Origin of the sequence: Streptomyces sp. NPDC060002, assembly GCF_042737245.1 — a bacterium.
Lineage (GTDB): Bacteria > Actinomycetota > Actinomycetes > Streptomycetales > Streptomycetaceae > Streptomyces.
Genome location: NZ_JBHWUW010000006.1, coordinates 1 through 20,155 on the forward strand (window position 1 = coordinate 1; position 20,155 = coordinate 20,155).

Below are 20,155 nucleotides of genomic sequence, written 5' to 3' on the forward strand. Positions count from 1 at the left end.
ACCCCCCCCGGCCGCCGGCCCGGACACGCGGCGGCCCCCGCGACCGGTGGTCTGTGTGTGTCTCTTCGGAACGGGGACGCGGTCGGATCAGCCGGGGACGTGGCAGTCGAACGCGTGCAGGTAGGGGTTGACCGGGCTGATGTCGTCGATGACGAGGCCCGCCCCGGTCAGCCGGTCCACCATGCTCTGGGTGGTGTGCTTCGCCCCGCCGACGTTGAGGAGCAGCAGCAGGTCCATCGCGGTGCTGAACCGCATCGAGGGCGAGTCGTCCACGAGGTTCTCGATGACCACGACCCGTGTCCCGGGGCCGCCCGCCTCCCGGACGTTGCGCAGCGTACGGGCCGTGCTCTCGTCGTCCCACTCCAGGATGTTCTTGATGACGTAGACGTCGGCCTTCACCGGGACGGCCGTACGGACGTCGCCGGGCACCACGCGCGCACGGTCCGCGAGGTCGCCGCCCGCGAGCAGGCGCGGCACCGCGTTCTCCACCACCCGGGGGAGGTCGAGCAGCGCTCCGTGCATCGAGGGGTACTTGTCCAGCAGGCTCGCCACCACGTGCCCCTGGCCGCCGCCGATGTCGGCGACCGACGAGCTCCCCGTGAGGTCGAGGAACTTCGCGACGTCCCGCGCCGACTGCACGCTGGAGGTGGTCATGGCGCGGTTGAAGACGTCGGCCGACTCCGGGGCGTCCTCGTTGAGGTAGGGGAAGAACTCCTTGCCGTAGAGGTCCTCCACCACGTTGCGGCCGGTGCGCACCGCCTCGTCCAGCATCGGCCAGGCGTCCCAGGTCCACGGCTCGGTGCACCACAGCGAGATGGCGCGCAGGCTGTTGGGGTCGTCCTCGCGCAGCAGCCGGGAGACGTCGGTGTGCGCGAAGGTCCCGTTCGGCCCCTCGGCGAAGACGCCGTAGCAGGACAGGGCCCGCAGGAGCCGTCGCAGCGGGCGGGGTTCGGTCTTCACCGCGGCCGCGAGGTCCTCCACGGCCATGGGGCTGTCGCCGAGGGCGTCGGCGACGCCCAGCCGGGCGGCCGCGCGGAGGGCGGCGGCACATGCCGCCCCGAACGCGAGTTCCCGCAGCCGCATCGACGGCGGAGGGGCAGACTGAGCGGTCGTCATGTGCCGCCTTCCTTCCTGCTTGGAGGTCGTGGAGTGGGTGGAGGTCGCGGAGGTCGTGGGGTTCAGCACAGGCCCGCGGGCTTCGACGAGCGGCAGGAGTTGCCTTCGAAGGTGTTGCCCTTGCCGGTGTCCGTGTTGACGAGGTCCGGGGAGTTGCCCCGCAGCAGGTTGTCGCTGATCCGGTTCCGGTCGCTGGTCGTGCCCACGAAACTCTTGAACAGGACGATGCCGCCGGACAGCGGGGACTTGCCGACGTTGTCCCTGATCACGTTCCGGGTGACCAGGCTGTCCTCGGCGCCGGTCAGCACGATGCCGGTGCCCTGGAGGGCGTCGAGCCGTGCGGTCTTCGGGCAGGACTTGTTGTTGCGCTCGATGCGGTTCTCGCGCACCGTCACGAAGCCGGCCTTCGGCTTGTTCTCGTCGCCGACGACGAACACCCCCGCGCAGTTGCCCGTGAGGTAGTTGTCCGCGAGGGTCAGGTTGCGCAGCCGGCGGACGGTGACGCCGATCCGGTTGCCCTCCAGCCGGTTGTGCTCGACCACGGTTCCCTCGGTGTCCGTGGCGCCCAGTTCCTCCTTGACCGTGTTGGCGAGGAACAGGCCCGCGTCGCCGTTGGCGCGGGCGGTGTTGCCGCGGAACAGGCCGTGCACCGAGTGCTCCGTGGCGATGCCCCACACGCCGTTCTTCTCCGCGGTGACGCGCCGCACGGTCAGCCCGTCGGCCTCCGTGGCGTAGACGCCGGTCTTGGCGAAGCCGGTCACCGTCAGGGCGGCGATGGTGACGTCGTCGACGTTGTGGTCCTTCGTGCCCACGACGCAGATGCCGTTGCCGCTCGCGGCACAGCTGCTCGCGGCCTCCGTTCCCTTCGAGTCCTTCGAGTCCTTAGCGGAGCCCGATCCGGTGCTCGGGGCGGTGCTGCCGGTGCTCGTGCCCGCGGCCGGCTGGAGCACCGTGCCGCGGCCCACGCCGCGCAGGGTGAGCCCGGGCGTCCTCACGTCGACGCTCTCGTGATAGGTGCCGTACGTCAGCAGAACGGTGTCGCCGGGCTGGGCGGCGTCCACCGCCTGCTGGATCGATTCCCCCGGGTGGACCACATGGACCGTGTGGTCGGCGACCGGTGGAGCGGCGCCGAGCCCCGTCCCGATCAGCGCCGCCGTGCACGCCAGGTACGCGATATGGCATTTTTTCATATTGTGCACGCTATGACCCAATAGCCCGGAACCGGTGAGATGGGCCATCCGGCGGCGTGTCCCGCAGCCGCACGCCACCCGGCTCCGGGGGTGGCTTCAGTCGGCGCGCGAGCGGCGGTTGCTCCGGGGCGCGCGCCGGGAGAGTCGCCGCGGGCGGGCGTCGGCCGCCGGCGGCTCCTCGACGGGCGGCGCCCCGGCCGGCTCGTCCTGCCATGACTCGTAGTCCGTGAACGCGTCACCGGAGTCCTGGCCGCCGGGAGAGAGCGCGGCGCCCGCGTACTCGGGCTCCGGGACGGTCTTGAGCAGGGCCAGCGCCAGGGTGTCGGAGTCGGGCAGGGCACCAGGCAGGGGCTGGGTGACCGTGTCGGGCAGCATGACGAGGGACGTCGTGCCGGACTTCTCGCCAGAGGGGCGCAACTGGACGCGGATGCCGTGCCGTTCGGCGAGCCTGCCGACCACGAACAGCCCCATGTGCTGGGAGATGTCGACGTCGACGGTCGGCGGGTCGGCCAACTTGCGGTTGATCACCGCGAAGTCCTCCGCCTCCAGCCCGATGCCCTCGTCGTGGATCTCGACCGTGATCCGGCCGTCGGGGAGCCGCACGGCGGTCACCCGCACCTCCGAGTGCGGGGAGGAGAACACCGTGGCGTTCTCCAGCAGTTCGGCGAGGAGATGCACCAGGTCGGGCACGGCCCGGCCGTCGATCTGGGACTCCGGCAGCCCGGAGAGCCGGATGCGCTCGTACTGCTCCACCTCCGAGCAGGCCGCGCGGACCACGTCGACCAGCGGCAGCGGCCGGTCCCACTGCTCGGCGGGCCGTTCCCCGCCGAGCACCAGGAGGTTCTCGCCGTTGCGGCGGACCCGGGTGGCGAGATGGTCCAGTCGGAAGAGGTTCGCCAGCTGCTCAGGGTCGGTCTCGTTGTCCTCCAGGCTGGTGATGAGGGTCAGTTGGCGTTCGATCAGGGACTGGCCGCGGTGCGAGAGGTTGGTGAAGATCGCGTTGATGTTGCCCCGCAGCAGGGCCTGCTCGGCGGCGAGCCGGACCGCCTCGCGATGGACGAGGTCGAAGGCCCGGGCCACCTCGCCGATCTCGTCGGTGGTGTGGATCGGGATCGGGACGACCCGGGTGTCCACTTCGCCGGCGTCGGGCCGGGACATCTGGTCGACCAGAGCCGGCAGCCGTTGGCCGGCGATCTCGATGGCGCAGGCGCTGAGACGGCGCATCCCGGTGCTCATCGTGCGGGCCACCCAGGAAGCCAGCAGGAAGGCAACGAGCACCGAGGCGAGCACGAGCGCCGCGTTGGTGACGGCGTCCCGGCGCGCGTCGTCGGCGATGTCGTTGGCGCTCGTGAGCGCGTCGTCGGTGAGGTTCACCTGGATGCCCCGGTAGGCGTCGAAGCCCAGCGTGGACGCGGCGAAGAACGACTCGGGCGTGATGCCCCGCGCGGCCAGCTCCTCGGCCGGCTTCCCGTCCGCGATCTCGGCGATCATCTCGTCGATGCCGGGCGGGGTGACGAACGTCCGCCCCGCCGTCGCGGCCTGTGCGGCCGCCGTCGCGGTCTGCTGCCTGCCCCGCTCCTCGGCGGCGGTCAGCGCCTGCTGGAGCCGCGTCACGTCCTCGGCGGTGCCGGCGCCGGCGTACTCCTGGAGCCCCACCTGTTCGAGGTAGGCGTACGAGCGGAACGAGGCGAGCTGGGACGCCAGTTCGCCCGGGGCGAGCCGGTCGCGGTCCTCCACCAGCAGATGCGTGCCGATGGACCGGATCAGGGACTCGGCCGCCTGGGTCAGGGACACGGCGTAGAGCGTCCGGCCGATGCTCGCCTGGCTGCTGCTGCCGAAGCCCAGTTCGTTCGAGATCTCCATCAAGGGGTGCTGGACGGTGTGGTAACTCTCCTCCGTCTGCACTCCGGACATCCGGGAGGTGAACGCGTCGGCCCGCACGCCGGCGAGCTGCGCCTCACCGGCGCGGACCAGTTGTACGCGCCGGACGAGGCCGCCGGTCTTCGGCATCCGGGCGACCGCCGCGTCGAACACCCGCGCGTCCGCGTCCGTGATCTGCCGGGCCTGTACGACCGTGGCGGATGCCTCGTCGCCCGTCAGCAGGGGGATGACCGACAGATCGCGCTCGTTGATCGCGTCGCTCGCGTATTTGTTCGCCGCTCGGATCAGCTCCGCCACGCGGACCGCGTCGTCGGCGTCCTGCCAGGTGTCGACCGAGCGTTGCACCCGCACGCCCCCGAGCACGAGGGCGACGAGCACGGGGATCAGCAGCACGGCCCGAAGCCGTCTGGCCAGGGGCCAGTTGCGGGTGAGGGGCTTTCTTCGTCCCTCGACCGCGGGTGAGTTCTTCGGCACGATCGACCTATCGCCTCTGGAGCGCCTCGCGCGTGACGCGCCGGGTACCCCTCACTACGACGCGTCGACGGCACTGCGTTCAAAAGTGGTGCAACTTTCACCTAAGACATGGCTCACTCACGCTTCGGCGGGACGCGATCAGGTTCGGTCGGCGCACGGTCAGAACCAGTGCATCAGAACCAGTGCAGACAGGGCGGGGGGCCTTCGGCGCGGATGAGGGCGTCGGCGACGGCTGCCGCGCCCGGGCGCGGGGCCCGGATGTGTGTCCGGCACGCACGAGCGTGCTCGGGGCCGTGCCGCCGAGGTAGACCGAGCCCAGGTCGCGCACGTCCAGGGAAAGGTCGGGCTCCCACTCCGTCGGGACGCAGTCGGCCTTGCCGTCCCGGACGGTCAGCACCGGATTACGGCCGGCACCGCGGCGCCGCGGCCCGTCGACAGCACGGCCCGGTTGTGGCCCGGCCAGGGCGAGGGGAGCCGCCGTGGTCGGGCCTCGGCGGCGGCGGTGATCCCCGCCGCCGAGACCGGCACCCGACCCCTTCTGTTCGGGTGACCGGCGCAGGACGTCGTAGGACGCAACCCGGCACCAGACACGGAACTCATCGCCCGGCACCAGACAGGGAACTCATCGCCCGGCACGAGACAGGAATTCATCGCGGCAGCCGCGCACTCGGCCGGGCCTGCCCGGACCCTGTCGGGCGACCCGGGGGAGATCGAGCCGTGGGGCCGCGGTGTCGGTCGCTTGTCGGGGCTGTCGGTCCGGTGTCGGCGGCCTGTCGGCCCGGCCTGGGACCTTTCGAGGGATCCTGCCGGGTGCCCATCCGGCAGACGTGCCACACGCAAGGAAGCACCATGACCACTGACGTCACGATCATCGGCGCAGGGCTCGGCGGACTGACTCTCGCCCGTGTCCTCCACGTCCACGGCATACCGGCCACGGTCTACGAGGCGGATGCCTCACCGACGGCCCGCGCCCAGGGCGGCATGCTCGACATCCACGAGGACACCGGCCAACCGGCACTCCGGGCGGCCGGCCTGATGGACGAGTTCCGCAGCCTCGTACTGGAGGGCCGCCAGGCGTTGCGGATCCTCGACCGGGACGGGGCCGTCCTGTTCGACGAACCCGACGACGGCACGGGTGGACGCCCCGAGGTGCAGCGCGGCGAGCTGCGGCAGATCCTGCTCGACTCGCTCCCGGCCGGCACCGTCCGGTGGGGCCACAAGGTCAGCGGCACCCGTGCCCTCGGCGACGGCCGCCACGAGGTGACCTTCGCCGACGGCACCACCGTCACCACGAGCCTGCTCGTCGGCGCGGACGGCGCGTGGTCACGGGTCAGGCCGCTGCTCTCCGCCACCCCACCCGAGTACACCGGCATGTCGGTCGTCGAGACCTATCTGCTCGACGGCGGCACCCGGCACCCGGCCAGTGCGAAGGCGGTCGGCGGTGGGTCTCTGCTCGCGCTCGCCCCGGGCAGGGGAGTCGTGGCGCACCGGGAGAAGGGCGGCACCCTGCACACCTACGTGATGCTCACCGGGACGCGGGACTGGTTCGCCGCCGTCGATTTCACCGACGAGGCGGAGGCCCGAGATCGGATCGCACGGGAGTTCGACGGCTGGGCGCCCGAGCTCACCGCGCTGATCACCGACGCCGACACCGCGCCGGTCCTGCGCCCTCTGCACGCTCTGCCGATCGGGCACCGGTGGGACCGGGTGCCGGGGGTGACCCTGCTCGGCGACGCCGCCCACCTCTCGGTCCCGAACGGCGAAGGCGCCAACCTGGCCATGTACGACGGCTCCGAACTCGGCAAGGCCCTCGCCGCGCACCCCGACGACGTCGAGGCGGCGCTCACCGAGTACGAGCGGGCCATGTTCCCCCGCGCCGCCGGAGCCGCCGCCGACGGCACCCGGCTCCACGAGCTCATGTTCGGCGACGGCGCACCCCACAGCCTGATCACGGCGTTCACCGACGACGAACAGACCCCGTGACCTCTGTGCGTGGAACGGTCGGCGGGACCGTTCCACGCACGTGTTCTCAATCCCGTCTGCGTGCCGCCTGGGAGTGCCGTGACAACGAGTCGATGACCACCGCGGCGAAGAGCACCCCGCCCGTGATGACGAACTGCACGGCCGGGGGAGTGTCCGTGATCGCCATGCCCGACGCGATCGACTGGATGACCAGCATGCCGAGCACCGCCGACCAGGTCGTGCCGCGACCGCCGAACAGGCTGGTGCCGCCGATGACGGCCGCCGCGATGGCGTTGATGAGCAGCACGCCCGACCCCGAGGTCTGGCTCACCGAGGTGATGCGCGAGGCCAGGAACAGGCCGCCGACGGCGGCCATCGTGCCCGAGGCCGCGAGCACCGCGGTCTGCACCCACGTCACGCTGAGGCTGGCGCGGCGGGCCGCCTCGATGCTGCCGCCGAGCGCGTAGACCTGCCGTCCGTAGCGCGTGCGGCGGAGCAGGATGTCGAGACCGGCCACCACCACGAGGAAGATCAGCAGGGCGAGCGGCAGCCCCTGGAACCGGTTGAGCAGGTAGGCGACGCCGAACGCGACCACGGCGAGCGCTCCGGTGCGTACCGCGATGCCGCGCAGCGACCGGTGCGGCATGCCGATGGCTCTGCGGCGGCGCCGGTCGCGGTCGGAGACGAGGAAGACCGCTGCCGCGGCGACCGCCACCAGACCGTAGGCGACGGCGTCGTTGGTGAAGTAGTAGCTGGTCAGCTTGGCGACCAGCCCGTTCTCGTCGAGGTTGACGGTGCCGTTGTCCCCGAGGACGGACAGCATCAGGCCGTTCCAGGTGAGCAGCCCGGCAAGGGTGATCACGAAGGCCGGTACCCGGGTCCTGGCGATGGAGTAGCCCTGGATGGTGCCCGCCACGGTCCCCGCCAGCACCGCGATGATGAGCGCGAGCCACTCCGGCACCCCGTTGTTCACGTTCAGAACGGCGAAGACGGCCGCCGCGAGCCCGCTGATCGAGCCGACGGAGAGATCGAGTTCACCGAGCAGCAGCACGAAGACGATGCCGACCGCGATCATCCCGGTGCCCACGATGTCCACGCTGAGGTTGGACAGGTTCCGGGGCGAGAGGAAGTTCTCGTTGAGGGACTGGAAGGTGATCCAGACGACGGCGAGGACGAGGACGACGGGCAGCGAGCCCAGCTCACCGGCGCTCAGCTTGCGCCGGACGACCGCCGGCCCGCTCCGCACGGCACGGGCGACGGCCCGCATGCGGGTCACCACCTCGCCTCCCGCGCGGCCGGCCGTCGGGGCGGGTCCTGCGTGGCGCCCGTGACGGGCCCGTCGTCCCCGAGGAGGGCGGCGGCCCGTCCGGAGCGGCTCTCCGGCACGGAAACCATCTCCTTCCCGAGGGCGTCAGGTCCAGCGGGGTCAGGTCCGGCAGCGTCAGGTGGATGTGTGTCCTGTCGGCACGGTGGCCGCTCGATGGGGGTCAGGTCAGTCCGGCGCGCTCGCAGGCGGCCCGGAGCTCGGGAGTGCAGATCTGCCGGACGGTGTGCAGGCCGTCCTTCACCACCGTGTCCTCGATGTTGCCGGCGGTCACCGACACCGGGGTGAGCAGCACGGCGGCGACCGCTTCCCCGCCGCGCGTCGGCACCTCGGCCGTGGCCACCTGCTCGAGGCTCTCCCCGCGGGCCGCGGCGACGGCCATGGCGCCGCCGGCGGCGGCCTCGGGCCCGAACGGCTTGAAGACGGTCATGTACTGGTCTCCGCCGACGATGCGCCGCAGGGCCGAGAGCTCGGCGTCCTGCCCGGTGACCGGGGGCAGCGGGTCGACCTTGTTCGCCTTGAGGGCGGAGATGCTCCCGGCGGCGAGACCGTCGTTGGCCGCGTAGACCCCGTCGATGGACCCGACGCCGAGGGCCGCGATGGCTCCGGACATGTTCATGTGCGCGGTCTCCGTACGCCACTGGAGGGTGTCGTAGGCCTTGCCGATCTTCACCTTCCCGGCGAGCACGGACCGGGCGCCCTGCTCGAACGACTTCGTGTTCGGGTCGCTGGGATCGCCGTTCATCATGACGATCTGGGCGCCGGGCACCTTGTCGCCCATCGCCTTCAGCAGCGCCCGGCCCTGGAGCCTGCCGACCTCGACGCCGTCGAAGGAGACGTAACCCGAGATGGGGCCCTCGGCGAGTCGGTCGTAGGCGATGACGGGGATGTCCGCCTTGTGGGCCTTCGTGACCGCGGGGCCGAGCGACCGGGAGTCCACGGGCACGAGCACGATGGCATCGACCCCCTTCGTGATCATCGAGTCCATCTGCCCTTGCTGGAGGGCCACATCGCCCTTGGCGTTGGCGTGCTCGACCGCGCAGTCGGGGCACAGTTCGCCGATCCGCTTCTCCAGCAGGGGCCGGTCCTGGGTCTCCCAGCGGTCCGTGGTGACGTCCGGCAGCAGCAGTCCGATGCGCGGCCCGTCCGCCCGGCCGGGTGCGTGGTCGGTGCTCGCACCACAGGCCGCCAGGACGACCGCGGTGGAGACCGCGGTCACCGCGGCGGCCGTGTCCCTGATGCGGGCCTTCATGAGTGATACCTGCCGTCGACGACAATAGGGTGGTGGGTAGCGGTGGATATGTTCGGTTGATCCTTATATGCGATTCTGGTGGGTGGGTGCCCTGATCTCAACCTGTCGGCACCTGCGGCAGGATGGGAGGTACGTTGCGGACATGCCTCGACCGGGCTCTGACCTTCGCCGGAGCGACACTGGCGGCGGTCTACGCGCCCGGGGCCGGCAGACGCGAGCTTCGGTTGGTGGACACGTCCGGAAGCGTCACTTCCGGACCGGCACCGCCGGAGCGCCTGCCCCTGTCCGGTGACTCGCCCGCGGCGCGTGCCTTCCGCACCGACCACCCCCTGTGGCTGACCGCCGACACCCCGCTCGGCGCGCTGCCCCTCGGCATCCAGGGCGCCCGGCTGGGCTGCCTCCTCGTCCTGGGGGACTCGGCGGACGGCTTCGAGGCCGAGCAGCGCCGCTTCCTGGAGCGGTACGCCGACGCGGTCGCCGCGCTGCTGCGGCCGGGCGCGGACCCGCCGATACCGACACCGCTGCTGGGCCCCGCCCTGCGGAGCCTGCGCGTCGGCTCCTTCGTCCTCTCCCCGGACACCGGCCTGATCGAGGCCGACGACACCCTGCTCGAACTGGTCGGCATCACACCGGACGACTTCGACGGCAAGGTCGACACCCTGCTCGCGCACGCCCTCCCGGAGGACATGCACGCCCTGATGTCGGTCCTGGAGCCGACCACCGACGCCTTCGGCCGACGGGACCTGGAGTTCCGGGTCCGCGGCCCCACCGGCGAGATGCGCTGGCTGAGCCTGAGCTGCCGGGCGGGCACGGGCGACGGGCCGCAACAGGTCATGGGCGTGGTGACGGCGACCCCGGTGCTGCGCCGCGGCGACGACGACGTCTCCAGGATCCAGTGGCTGACGGCCGCCCTCGACGACGCCGCGACCGTCCGCGACGTCGGCCGCGTGGTGGTCGCCGCCCTGCGTGAGCCGCTGGCCGCCGACCACGTGGCCCTCGCCGCGGTCCAGGACGACCGGGTCATGGTCACCGTCCTCGACCCGCCCCAGCCCAGCGCCTGGCCGGACGTGTGGCGTACCGAGTGGCGCACGGAATGGCCCGACGCGCCGCTGCGCGCCCTGCCCACCCTCCAGGCGGCCCTGCGGGACGGCCGGATGGACCTGTGGCCCGCCGGCACCACCCTCGAAGCCGGTCTGGCCGGTGTCGGAGCCGGCGGACTGGCCGTCCTGCCGCTCCCCGCCAAGGGCCAGGTCGCCGGGGTGTGCCTGGTCGGCTGGGACCGGCCGCACGAGTTCGTCCCCGAGGAGCGGTCCCTGCTCACCGCCACCGCCGCCCTGGTCGGCCAGGCACTCAAGCGCGCCCACGCGCACGACGCCGAGCAGGAACTCGCGACGATGCTCCAGCGCAGCCTGCTGCCCCGGCGCCTGCCCGAACTGCCCGGCGGCACCGCCGTCGCCCGCTATCTGCCCGCGAGACGCGGACTGCAGGTGGGCGGCGACTGGTACGACGTCATCGCCCTCTCCGAGGACCGGGTGGCCCTGGTCATCGGAGACGTCCAGGGCCACAGCGCCGGAGCCGCGACGATCATGGGCCAGATGCGTACGGCCGTCCGGGCCTACGCCATCGAGGGCCACCCGCCCGACGTGGTCGTCTCACACGCCAACCGGCTCCTCGTCGGCATGGAGACCGACCTGTTCGCCACCTGCTGCTACGCCGAACTGGACCTGGAGGAGGGCAACATCCTCTTCGTCCGGGCCGGGCACCTCGCACCCCTGCTGCGCCTTCCCGACGGCTCCACCGAGGAGGTCGAGGTGGCGGGCGGACCCCCGCTCGGCATCCTGGCCGAGGCGGACTTCCCCATGACGGCCGTCGAACTGGCCCCCGGCACGGTCCTCGCCCTGGTCACCGACGGTCTGGTCGAGGCCGCCGAACTGCCCCTGGACGAGGGCATGCGCCGCACGCGCGTCGCGCTCGCCGCGGCCGACCCCGCCGACCCGGGGAAGATGGCCGACGCGCTCCTCGGCGACGCCGGCCGCCGGGAGGACGACGTGGCGCTGCTGCTCCTGCGCTACGACGGCATGAGGACCCGGCCGATCCGGGCCGGCTGGATGGTGTGGCGGCTGCCCGACGCCGTCATGCACGCCCGCCGGTTCACCGCGCGCACCCTGCGCCGCTGGAAGGTCCAGGAGGCGGCCGACGCGGTGCTGCTGGTCGTCTCCGAACTCGTCACCAACGCCCTGGTGCACACCCAGGGACCGGTCCGACTGGACCTGGTGCTGCGCGGGGACCGGGTGCGCGTCAGCGTGAGCGACTCCTCGCCGCGCGCACCCGCCAAACCGGTGATCATCGACTGGGAGTCGACCGGCGGCCGGGGCCTGCTGCTGGTCGAGGCGATGTCGGACGCCTTCGGGTCGGTCCCGGTGGCCGGCGGCAAACAGGTGTGGAGCGAGATCACCGTGCCGGAGGGAGTGCCGTGAGGACGTGTCGCAAGGCCGCCGTCGCGGTGTTCGCCGCGGCGCTCCTGACGCTGCCCGTGGCCTCCTGCGGGGGAGACGACAAGGCGGCAGGCGAAGGCTTCACCGTCGGCCTGCTGCTGCCGAGCCGCATGGTCCCGCGCTGGGAACACGCGGACCGACCGCTGATCGAGGCGCAGGTGAAGAAGCTCTGCCCCGGCTGCCGGACGGAATACGCCAACGCCGAGAACGACGTCACCCGTCAGCGGCAACAGATGATCTCCATGATCACCAAGGGGGCCAGGGTCCTGATCCTCGACGCAGCCGACACCCGGGCGCTGCGCTCCTCCATCCAGGAAGCGGACCGGGCGGGTGTCCCGGTGATCGCCTACGACCGCCTCGCCGAGGGCCCGATCACCGGCTTCGTCGGGTTCGACGCCATCCAGGTCGGCAGACTCCAGGGCGAGGCCCTCCTGAAGGCCCTGGGGCTGAAACCGGGGCAAAAGGCCGGGAGGGGCAACGTCGTCATGATGAACGGCGATCCGACCAGCCCGAACGCGGAGCTGTACCGGAAGGGCGCGCTGTCCGTCCTCACCGGCGAGGTGCGGATCGCCCGGTCGTACAACACCCCGGACTGGAGCACCCAGAACGCGCACACCAACATGTCCGCCGCCATCGCGGCCCTCGGCCCGGACGGGATCGACGGAGTCCTCGCGGCCAACGACAACATCGCCGCGGGCGTCGTCGCCGCTCTCAAGAGCGCCGGCGTCACCGACCTCCCGCCCGTCACCGGGCAGGACGCCGACCTCGACGCCGTGCGGCGCGTCGTCAAGGGCGAGCAGTACATGACGGTGTACAAGCCGTTCGTGAAGGAAGCCGCCGCGGTCGCCGCCATGGCCGTCGGCGTCGGACGGGGCGAGGACCCCCGTGACAGCGCCACCACGACCGTCGACAGCCCCACCACGAAACACATCCCGGCCGTCCTGCTCCAGCCGCGCCCGGTGCGGGCCGGCGACATCGAGCGGACGCTGGTCAAGGACGGCCTCTACACCGAGGGCCAGATCTGTACCCCTGAGCTCCTGACCGCCTGCGCGCGGGCCGGACTCACCCGGTGAGCCGCCGGGAGGCCGTCAGTGCTGGTACGGCTGCTGGTGCGGCTGCCCGTACGCCGGGCCGCCTGCGCCGCCCACGGCCTGCGCCGTCAACTGCTCCGCCTGCTCCTTGGTCAGCTTCTGCTCGGCGCCGCAGAAGGTGCACTGCGTCCAGTACTTGGCCGAGATCGGGAACAGCGGCACGAAGAACAGGGTGAACTTCGTGACCCGCTTGCGCAGCGTGTGCGCGGCGGGGTTGCCGCAGCGGCCGCACAGGAGCGTCAGTATCGCCAGCTGGTAGAGGTATCCCTTGGTGCCGAAGATGATCACGCTGTGCTTCCTTCTGGGTGAGTGGCTGGGGGAGTGTCCGAGTGGGCGCCTGTCGGGTGAGCCGCCGTCGGAAGACGGCTGTCCGCACCGCTGTCCGCACCGCACAGTCTGCTGCATCGCCGGGTCACCCGGGTGAGCGGCAGGCGGGTCCATGCCCTGGGCCACGCGGGCGATCCCCCGGCCACGACTGCGGTGGCCGCCGCCCGCCCAGCGCGATGGTCGTCTGGCCGCCGCACGGCGGCGTTCACGGCTACCCCACAGGGAAGGTCCCATGCCCCGAGTCCCCCGTTCGGCGGGCGTCACCGCCGCCGCCCTCGCCCTCGGCCTGCTCGCCACGGCTCCCGCGACCGGAGACGAACCGGCCGTCTCCGCTCCACGCGTCGTCGCCCATTTCGACCTCGCCAAGGGCCAGTCCCCGGAGAACATCGCGCTCGAACCCGACGGCTCCGCCGACCTGACGTTCTCCACCGCCCGGCAGGTCGTCAACGTCACCCAGAAGGGCCGGACGCGGCTCCTCGCGACGCTGCCCGCCGTCGCGAACCCGCAGACGCCCGTCGTCGGCAGGGCCGTCGTCCTCGGCATCGCCCGCGCACAGGACGGCACCCTGTACGTCGGCTACGCCACCGGCACCAGCGCGACCGGCATCTGGCGCATCCCGTCCGGCGGCGGCAAGCCCCGGCAGATCGCACAGCTGCCGTCGAACGGGTTCCCCAACGGCCTCGCCCTCGACGAGCGTCGGGGCGTGTTCTACGTCGCGGACTCGGTGCTGGGCACCGTCTGGCGCGTTCCGCGCTCGGGCGGCAAGCCCACGGCGTGGGCCACGGGGGCGGCGCTCGAGCCGCGCAACGCACCGCCGGCGGCCCGCGTCGGAGTCAACGGCCTCCGGGTCCACCGCGACGCCGTGTGGGTGTCCAACACCAACGCCGGAACGCTGCTGCGCATCCCCGTACGGGAGAGCGGCTGCGCCGGCGCGATCGAGACCCGGGCGAAGGGCCTTTTCGCGATCGACGACTTCGCGTTCGTGGACCGGCACCGCGACACGGTTCTCGCCGCCCTGATCGGCGGCAGCGAGATCGCCCAGGTCCGCCCGGACGGCACCCACCGGGTCGTCCTCACCCGGCAGGACGGGCTGGCCAACCCCACCTCGGTGGCCGTACGCGGCCGGACCGCCTACGTCCCGAGCGCGGCGTACTTCACCCGGACCGACCCGAACCTGCTCCTGGCCCGAGTGCACCAGCGCGACCGCGGATAGGCGCCCGTCGGCCCCGTATCCGGAAAGTCGGGTACGGGGCAGTGGGGGAGTGGCGGAGGCGGTTGGGCCGGACCGCGGACGCGGCGCTGTGCAGGTTCTCGGCGGCCAGGGGCGAGTCCCTCGGTCGGGGAGTTCGACGACCAGTGCGCCATCGGCGTCTTCGCCGCCTCACCCGGCGGAGGCCGTCGTCCCGGGACAGGGCCTGGCGGGGGCGAGCCGCTGGGCCGAGGAACTCCGGGGACGCGGGGCGGTCGTCGTCAGGCCGCCGGGCGCACCAGGCCGTACTCGTAGGCGAAGGCGACCGCCTGGACCCTTGCGCGGGCGCCGAGCTTGGCGAGGATATGGCTGACGTGGGACTTCACGGTGGTCGGGGCGATGGACAACCGTGCGGCGATCTCCGCGTTGGACCAGCCGGAGGCGACGGCGACGAGAACATCGCGTTCGCGCTCGGTGAGGGCGTCGAGTCCGACCGCCCGCCCGCCGGGGCGCGGGGCGTGCTCATGGCGGACGGTGTCGATGAGCGCGCGGGTCAGCTCGGGGGTGATGACGGCGTCCCCGGCGGCCACGACACGGAGGGCCGCGGTCAGTTCATGGGATGTGGCGTCCTTCAGGAGGAATCCGCCGGCGCCCGCGCGCAGGGCGGCGTAGGCGTGCCCCTCGTGACCGGTGGAGCTCAGCACCAGGATCCGCGGCGGCTGCCCGCCCGATCCGGTGGGGCCGGTGATCGCGGTGAGGCGCGGCGGGTGGGCGATGCGGCGGATGGTCTCGATGGCGTCCGTCTCGGGACGGTGGCCGCCGAGCAGGACGACGTTCGGACGGAGCGCGGCGCTCATCCGGACCGCTTCGGCCCCGCTCGCCGTGTCGCCCACGACGGTCAGGTCGGGTTCGGCGGTCAGCAGCATCCGCAGGCCGACGCGTTGAAGGGACTGGTCGTGGAGGATGAGTACAGAGGCCATGGCTGTGTTCTCCGGGCGAGTGGGGGCGTACGCCTCTCATGAACGAAACTGTTTCGTTCACTTGCTCGCCAGAGTAGTCCCCGAGGTCATCGAAACGGCAGCGTTTTCTTATGGTGTGGGTCACATGTCGACGGGTGGCCCGGCGGTGACGCGAAAGGGCCGGCCCCCGGAGGCGCCGGCCCTCTCTTCGTGTGCGCGTGTTCGCTATGCCCAGCAGCCGTTGACGGTGGCCGCGAGACCGTCCATGGCGTCCTTGATGTCGTTCGGGTTGGCCGTGGAGTTGTTCTCGATGAAGGAGAAGACCTTCCACTTGCCGTCCTTGCCCTGCGTCAGACCGCTCAGGGCGATGGCCCCGGTGAGGGTGCCGGTCTTCGCGTGCACCTTGCCGACCGCGCACTTGGAGTTCACGTCGTCGAAGCGGCCCCATTCCGGACCGAGCGTGCTGCCGGCCTCGCCGGAGACGGGCAACCCGTCGAGGATGGAGCCCAGGGTCTCGGAGTAACGGGATTCCGTCAGCAGTTCGAGGATTTCCGTGAGCGTGGCGGCCGGAATGCGATTGGCTCGCGAAAGGCCGCTTCCGTCGTAGATCTGGAAATTGTCGAGGGAAACGCCGTACCGAAGGCTCAGTACCTGGCGCACGACCTCCGTGCCGCCCTCGAAGGTGGCCGGGCGGCCCGCGCCGAGCGCGGTCGTCCGCAGCAGGGTCTCGGCGATGTTGTTGTCGCTGACCTTGATCATCTTGTGGACGATCTCCGACAGCGCTGCCGACCGGTGCTGTGCCACCGGGACGTCGCCCGGGCTCGCCTCGGCGCGGGTGACGGCGCCGTCGACGGTGACCCCGGCCGCCGTGAGCTGCCTGGCGAAGACCTGCCCGGCGTCGATCGAGGTGTCCTGGACTCCGTGTCCGTCGACGACGAGCGCGCGCACCGGGGCGACGGAGTCGGGGTAGTAGCCGGTGTTCCAGCCGTTGGCCAGGGTCGGTTCGCCGAAGAGGCTGTCGTCCACGGCGACCTTCACCGACGTCAGCCCCGCCGCCTTGAGCCCGGCGACGGCGGTCTTCGCCAGTTCGGCGAGGTCGGCGCTGGTCAGGGTACGGTCGCCGCCCCCGACCACGGTCAGGGTGCCGCTGCCGTAGACGACCTTCGTGGTGAACGTGTGGTCCGGGCCGAGCACGGTCAGGGCGGCGGTCGCCGTGGCGAGCTTGGTGTTGGACGCCGGCATCAGCGCGGTCGCCCCGTTGTGGTCCCACAGGGTGGAGTCGGACTCGGAGTCGAGGACCACACCGCTGACCTCGGACCCCAGGCGCTGGTCGAGGACGCGGGTCTCCAGATCGGCGACCATCTGCTGGTCGTCCGCGCCGAGCGTCCGGCCCGCCGCCGTGTCCTTGGCCGTCGTGCCGATGCCCTTTTCGGCGGCGAACGCGGAGGGGCCGGCCAGGGCCGCCGAGGTGACGGGCAGGGCCAGCGCGAGCACGATCGCCCGCCGGACGCCGGTACTGCTCTGCTTGGCCTTGCGGTGCCGACGTCGACCGCCCGGGACAAAGGAATGCACGGGTGTTTCCGCCGTTATGTCGTTCATGGAGTATCTCAAGGCTTTCGTGTGGGGGCCCTGCGCGAGAGAATTCCGGCGCACCTTATCACCCGTCACATGCGACCCACGGGTAAGAGGGTGCGCGACTGACAGCCTTTCAGCGAGCGGAATTCCTCTGCTTTTTCATCCGGAATTCAGAGGCCCGTCCCCAGGCTCTGCGTCGTGTAGGCGCACTCCGTGTAGAGGTAGCCCGACTCGAGCTTGGCCGTGTCCGAGGCGGGCGTGGCGGAGCTGTCGCCGTTCGGCTTGTGCAGGAAGAACGTGGTGCCGACCGGCAGGCTGATGGTGCGCTGCGGATAGTTCTTGCCGCTGTCGTTGCACGGCTCGAACGACGGGTTGATGGTGCTGCCGAAGGAGTACGCCTTGCAGCTGCCGCAGGCCTTCAGGGTGAAGCTGCCGGTGACCGGACCCGTGAAGAGGACCGTGACCGCGTCGGGACTGTCGTTCTGCACGGTGACCGAGATGCTGCCGCCGGTACGGGTCGTGGGCAGCTTCTTGCCCGCGGCCGGCACGGTCTGGGCGATCTCCGCCGCTATGGCGATCTTCTTCGCCAGGCCGGCGTTCTTGGCGGTCTTGTGGGCGGAGGCGTACTCGGTCATGGTCGTCTGCGCCGACTCGAAGTCGCCGTCCCGGTACTGGTCCACGCCGCAGGTGTACGTGCCGGTGTCGGCGGCGGCCGTGGCCCGGCGGCTGTCCTTGTCGAGAGCGGCGCCGATGTCCGCCTGCCCGGCCTCCAGGCCGTCGATCTGGGAGCCGAGCGTGTGCAGCCGCTGGACGGCGGAGCAGGGTTCGGCCCCGTGCAGGTCCTTCTCCGTGCGGACGACGGCGGCGGCCACGGCGGGTTCGACCCTCGTGGCCTGCTCCGAGTCGGGGAAGGTGGTCAGCAGCTCCCCGTACTGCGAACCCCAGTTGGCCTCGCCCGCCGTGAGCGCCGTCGACGCGCACTCGTACAGCGAGGTGGCCAGCCGGTCGTCGGGCCAGGTCTTGAGCGCCCCGAGGTCCGTCCCGGGCAGGCTCTCCGGGACCGTGCGCAGATACTTCAGCGGCTCGACCGCCTCGCAGTAGTCGTCCTGCGCGTACGCGGCTCCGACCGTCGTGTAGTAGGTCTTCATCCGGGCGGGCACCCGCTCGGCCGCCCGGGAACCGGGGTGGTCGGACCTGAGGTCCGCGTAGACGCCCAGCGCCTTGCGGTAGTCGGCCCGGGCTGAGCCGAAGGGCTTGTCACCGGCGGCCTGCACCAGCTGGTCGGCCTCGTCGAGCCGGTCGAGGAGCATCTGCTGGGTGGCTTCGTCCCGTGCGTCGTCGTACAGCACGACACCCCCGGCCGGCACGGCGAGCAGGAGCAGTCCGAGCCCGAGCGCGAGCGGCGCCCGCCGGAGTCCCGCCGACTGGGTGCGCAGGCCCACGCGCGCACCGTCCGCCGCCACCGCGACGAGGAACAGGACGTACAGGACGAGGGCGAATCCCGGGACACCGTCCGGGTCGGCCGGCAGTGCCACGAACAGCAGGACGGCGGTGGCGATCCAGCACAGCGCCATCAGGGCCCAGCGGCGCACCAGCGCGTAGCCCAGGCCCAGACCACTGAGGTTGAGCACGGCCACCGCGACGGCCCGAGCACCGTCCGCAGGCGCCGGCGGCGGGGCCGACGGCATGGGTGGAACGTAGTAGAAGGTGTTGTGGTCGGTGTTGTCGAATCTGCCGTACTGGTCCCCCGACATGGCGGCTCCCCCCGGTCAACTGCGTCCGCACGTCTACGATTTGTCAGTGTACGGTCGAAGAGGACGGGCCGACAGGGGCGTAGTGGTTCCTGCATACGATCCCGGCCGGGAGGCGCTCGGCCGAGCAGAGCAGGGTCTGCGGAAAGCAGGCCGGGCCGCCACAGGGGGGCATGTGTGGCGGCCGCGGCTTCGCTATCGCGTCAGGCATGGGTCAGGCCACACCCCCCACCGTCTTCTTGCGGCGCAGGGCGTAGAGGCCGGTGCCGGCGAGGGCGAGGACGCCGAGTCCGGCCGCGGTCGCCGAGGGGGTGGCAAGGCCGCCGCCGCCGGTGTGGACACCGCCGCTGGGCTTGTCGTGCTCCTTGCTCCAGCCGCCGGACTCCTCCTCCTTGCCGCCGTCCTTGTCGTGCTCGCCGCTGTTCCAGGTGTCCTTGTCCTTGTACGTCTCGGGGTCGTACTTGGGGTCCTTGGCCGCGCCGCGGTCGCTGCTGTCGTTCACCGAGGCGAGCGCGCCGCCGCCGGTGTGCACGCCGCCGTGCGGGGAGTCGTGCTCCTCCTTGCCGTGCTCTTCCTTGCCGTGCTCCTTGCCGTGGTCTTCCTTGCCGTGGTCTTCCTTGCCGTACGAGGAGTCCTCCTCCTTGTTGTACGAGGAGCTGTCCTCCTTGTCGTGCTCCTTGCTGTACGAGGAGCTGTCCTCCTTGCTGTACGAGGAGTCGTCGTGGTCCGTGTCACCGGCGGCGTAGGCGCCGGGGGCGCCGATGGCGAGGGCGGCCGAGGCCGCCGCGGTGGCCAGGATCATGCGAGCTGAACGCATCTGATGGTCCTTCCGTCACGACCGGGCAGCCGACACTTCGTCAGCTGACACGACCCGGCCCGACGTGATCCACCGTCAGTCAGCGAGCCCGGCTCCACCACTCAAGGCGCTCACCCGGGTGAAACGGGCCGCCATCCCGGGGACCCCGCCCCGCTTAGTCGCCTTTCCGGGACGATCACTCCGACGGAGTAGCGGCGAAACGATTCGCGGGGTGAGCGGGGCCCGTCGTCCGATCATCTCCGAGGGGCTCACACGATCCTGGTGCAGGCCTTCGGTCCCTGACGGACCTGGGCTTTTCCCGCTACCGACCCTCATTTCGGCACGGAGTTCCGCCGTGCGTGCTCGTCGTACGGTGCTCAGCACCGTCGGTTCCGTCGCTCTCGTCCTCACCTCTCTGGATGCGCCGGCGGCCGCCACCGCGGGCCCCGCGGCCGCGGACCCGTGCGGCTTCTACGAGACCGGTTCCGACGCTTTCTGCAACCACTGCACGTCGTACGGCTCACGCGTGGTCATCAAGGTCGACGTGGCCTGGGCGGCCGACCACGAGCGGTGCGTCGGTCCCGGCACGTCGTGGCTGGGCTCCGCCGCGAAGATCCAGGGCGCCCACTACACCGGCCGCACCTGCTGACAGGCGGTCACTGCACGGTTCTCGGGGTGGGGGGGGGGGGTGGCCCCGGCCCCCACGGTAGGTTAGGCCGGCCCGGGGGGGGCGGCGCGGCCGCCACGGGGCCCGGGGGGCCAGAAGGGGGGCA

The 20,155-nt window shown here is 71.6% G+C and carries 15 protein-coding genes and 1 pseudogene; 5 read left to right on the forward strand and 11 right to left on the reverse strand.

Features of this window, described 5'->3' with window-relative positions:
• Window positions 1–87 precede the first annotated feature (87 nt).
• From ACFWBD_RS07900 to ACFWBD_RS07915, 4 genes and pseudogenes are all read right to left on the reverse strand, one after another.
• The gene (locus ACFWBD_RS07900; RefSeq protein ID WP_385664203.1) at window positions 88–1,116 is read right to left on the reverse strand and encodes a methyltransferase; all 1,029 of its coding nucleotides are present in this window, start codon (window positions 1,114–1,116) and stop codon (window positions 88–90) included.
• A 62-nt stretch (window positions 1,117–1,178) separates the two neighbouring features.
• Entirely contained in the window at window positions 1,179–2,306 is a 1,128-nt protein-coding gene (locus ACFWBD_RS07905) for a nitrous oxide reductase family maturation protein NosD (RefSeq protein WP_385664206.1), read from the reverse strand.
• Window positions 2,307–2,402: 96 nt separating this feature from the next.
• Window positions 2,403–4,661, reverse strand: a complete 2,259-nt coding sequence (locus ACFWBD_RS07910) for a nitrate- and nitrite sensing domain-containing protein (RefSeq protein WP_385664209.1) — start codon at window positions 4,659–4,661, stop codon at window positions 2,403–2,405.
• 173 nt (window positions 4,662–4,834) lie between these two features.
• Window positions 4,835–5,070 (reverse strand): annotated as a pseudogene (locus ACFWBD_RS07915) (sterol carrier protein domain-containing protein); the annotation flags it as partial.
• A gap of 440 nt (window positions 5,071–5,510) precedes the next feature.
• On the opposite strand from ACFWBD_RS07915, the gene ACFWBD_RS07920 reads away from it, so the two are divergent.
• Complete coding sequence (locus tag ACFWBD_RS07920) at window positions 5,511–6,644, forward strand: FAD-dependent oxidoreductase (protein ID WP_385664211.1); 1,134 nt, start codon at window positions 5,511–5,513, stop codon at window positions 6,642–6,644.
• Window positions 6,645–6,690: 46 nt separating this feature from the next.
• Here ACFWBD_RS07920 and ACFWBD_RS07925 read toward each other — a convergent pair whose 3' ends face one another.
• Window positions 6,691–7,890 (reverse strand): sugar ABC transporter permease, encoded by a 1,200-nt coding sequence (locus tag ACFWBD_RS07925; protein ID WP_385664668.1) that lies wholly within the window; start codon window positions 7,888–7,890, stop codon window positions 6,691–6,693.
• Between the two features lie 220 nt (window positions 7,891–8,110).
• Window positions 8,111–9,199 (reverse strand): sugar ABC transporter substrate-binding protein, encoded by a 1,089-nt coding sequence (locus ACFWBD_RS07930; RefSeq protein WP_385664213.1) that lies wholly within the window; start codon window positions 9,197–9,199, stop codon window positions 8,111–8,113.
• 122 nt (window positions 9,200–9,321) lie between these two features.
• On the opposite strand from ACFWBD_RS07930, the gene ACFWBD_RS07935 reads away from it, so the two are divergent.
• Window positions 9,322–11,676 carry a SpoIIE family protein phosphatase gene (locus ACFWBD_RS07935; protein WP_385664216.1) on the forward strand — a complete coding sequence of 785 codons (2,355 nt, stop codon included), beginning with the start codon at window positions 9,322–9,324 and terminating at the stop codon, window positions 11,674–11,676.
• The gene (locus ACFWBD_RS07940; protein ID WP_385664218.1) at window positions 11,673–12,767 is read left to right on the forward strand and encodes a substrate-binding domain-containing protein; all 1,095 of its coding nucleotides are present in this window, start codon (window positions 11,673–11,675) and stop codon (window positions 12,765–12,767) included. Before ACFWBD_RS07935 ends, ACFWBD_RS07940 begins: the two co-directional genes overlap by 4 nt.
• Before the next feature lie 15 nt (window positions 12,768–12,782).
• On the opposite strand, the gene ACFWBD_RS07945 is transcribed toward ACFWBD_RS07940, so the two are convergent.
• Entirely contained in the window at window positions 12,783–13,073 is a 291-nt protein-coding gene (locus tag ACFWBD_RS07945; RefSeq protein ID WP_385664220.1) for a zinc-ribbon domain-containing protein, read from the reverse strand.
• Window positions 13,074–13,344: 271 nt separating this feature from the next.
• Between ACFWBD_RS07945 and ACFWBD_RS07950 the strand changes: the two genes are divergently transcribed.
• Window positions 13,345–14,325, forward strand: a complete 981-nt coding sequence (locus ACFWBD_RS07950) for an SMP-30/gluconolactonase/LRE family protein (protein ID WP_385664223.1) — start codon at window positions 13,345–13,347, stop codon at window positions 14,323–14,325.
• 257 nt (window positions 14,326–14,582) lie between these two features.
• On the opposite strand, the gene ACFWBD_RS07955 is transcribed toward ACFWBD_RS07950, so the two are convergent.
• From ACFWBD_RS07955 to ACFWBD_RS07970, 4 genes are all read right to left on the reverse strand, one after another.
• Window positions 14,583–15,281 carry a LuxR C-terminal-related transcriptional regulator gene (locus ACFWBD_RS07955; protein ID WP_385664226.1) on the reverse strand — a complete coding sequence of 233 codons (699 nt, stop codon included), beginning with the start codon at window positions 15,279–15,281 and terminating at the stop codon, window positions 14,583–14,585.
• Between the two features lie 204 nt (window positions 15,282–15,485).
• A complete protein-coding gene (dacB, locus tag ACFWBD_RS07960; protein WP_385664229.1) occupies window positions 15,486–16,859 on the reverse strand; it encodes a D-alanyl-D-alanine carboxypeptidase/D-alanyl-D-alanine-endopeptidase in 1,374 nt (457 codons plus the stop codon).
• Between the two features lie 146 nt (window positions 16,860–17,005).
• Entirely contained in the window at window positions 17,006–18,589 is a 1,584-nt protein-coding gene (locus tag ACFWBD_RS07965) for a hypothetical protein (RefSeq protein WP_385664231.1), read from the reverse strand.
• A 211-nt stretch (window positions 18,590–18,800) separates the two neighbouring features.
• The gene (locus ACFWBD_RS07970; RefSeq protein ID WP_385664233.1) at window positions 18,801–19,403 is read right to left on the reverse strand and encodes a hypothetical protein; all 603 of its coding nucleotides are present in this window, start codon (window positions 19,401–19,403) and stop codon (window positions 18,801–18,803) included.
• A 334-nt stretch (window positions 19,404–19,737) separates the two neighbouring features.
• On the opposite strand from ACFWBD_RS07970, the gene ACFWBD_RS07975 reads away from it, so the two are divergent.
• Window positions 19,738–20,031, forward strand: coding sequence for a DUF6355 family natural product biosynthesis protein (locus tag ACFWBD_RS07975; RefSeq protein ID WP_385664236.1), 294 nt, complete (start codon window positions 19,738–19,740; stop codon window positions 20,029–20,031).
• Window positions 20,032–20,155: the final 124 nt, after the last annotated feature.

Bases quoted from the DNA above. Each gene is read 5' to 3' on its own strand.
- ACFWBD_RS07930 (WP_385664213.1), bottom strand. From the start codon at position 9,199: ATGAAGGCCCGCATCAGGGACACGGCCGCCGCGGTGACCGCGGTCTCC.
- dacB (WP_385664229.1), bottom strand. From the start codon at position 16,859: ATGAACGACATAACGGCGGAAACACCCGTGCATTCCTTTGTCCCGGGC.
- ACFWBD_RS07950 (WP_385664223.1), top strand. From the start codon at position 13,345: ATGCCCCGAGTCCCCCGTTCGGCGGGCGTCACCGCCGCCGCCCTCGCC.
- ACFWBD_RS07955 (WP_385664226.1), bottom strand. From the start codon at position 15,281: ATGGCCTCTGTACTCATCCTCCACGACCAGTCCCTTCAACGCGTCGGC.
- ACFWBD_RS07925 (WP_385664668.1), bottom strand. From the start codon at position 7,890: ATGCGGGCCGTCGCCCGTGCCGTGCGGAGCGGGCCGGCGGTCGTCCGG.
- ACFWBD_RS07900 (WP_385664203.1), bottom strand. From the start codon at position 1,116: ATGACGACCGCTCAGTCTGCCCCTCCGCCGTCGATGCGGCTGCGGGAA.
- ACFWBD_RS07970 (WP_385664233.1), bottom strand. From the start codon at position 19,403: ATGCGTTCAGCTCGCATGATCCTGGCCACCGCGGCGGCCTCGGCCGCC.
- ACFWBD_RS07935 (WP_385664216.1), top strand. From the start codon at position 9,322: ATGGGAGGTACGTTGCGGACATGCCTCGACCGGGCTCTGACCTTCGCC.
- ACFWBD_RS07920 (WP_385664211.1), top strand. From the start codon at position 5,511: ATGACCACTGACGTCACGATCATCGGCGCAGGGCTCGGCGGACTGACT.
- ACFWBD_RS07965 (WP_385664231.1), bottom strand. From the start codon at position 18,589: ATGTCGGGGGACCAGTACGGCAGATTCGACAACACCGACCACAACACC.
- ACFWBD_RS07905 (WP_385664206.1), bottom strand. From the start codon at position 2,306: ATGAAAAAATGCCATATCGCGTACCTGGCGTGCACGGCGGCGCTGATC.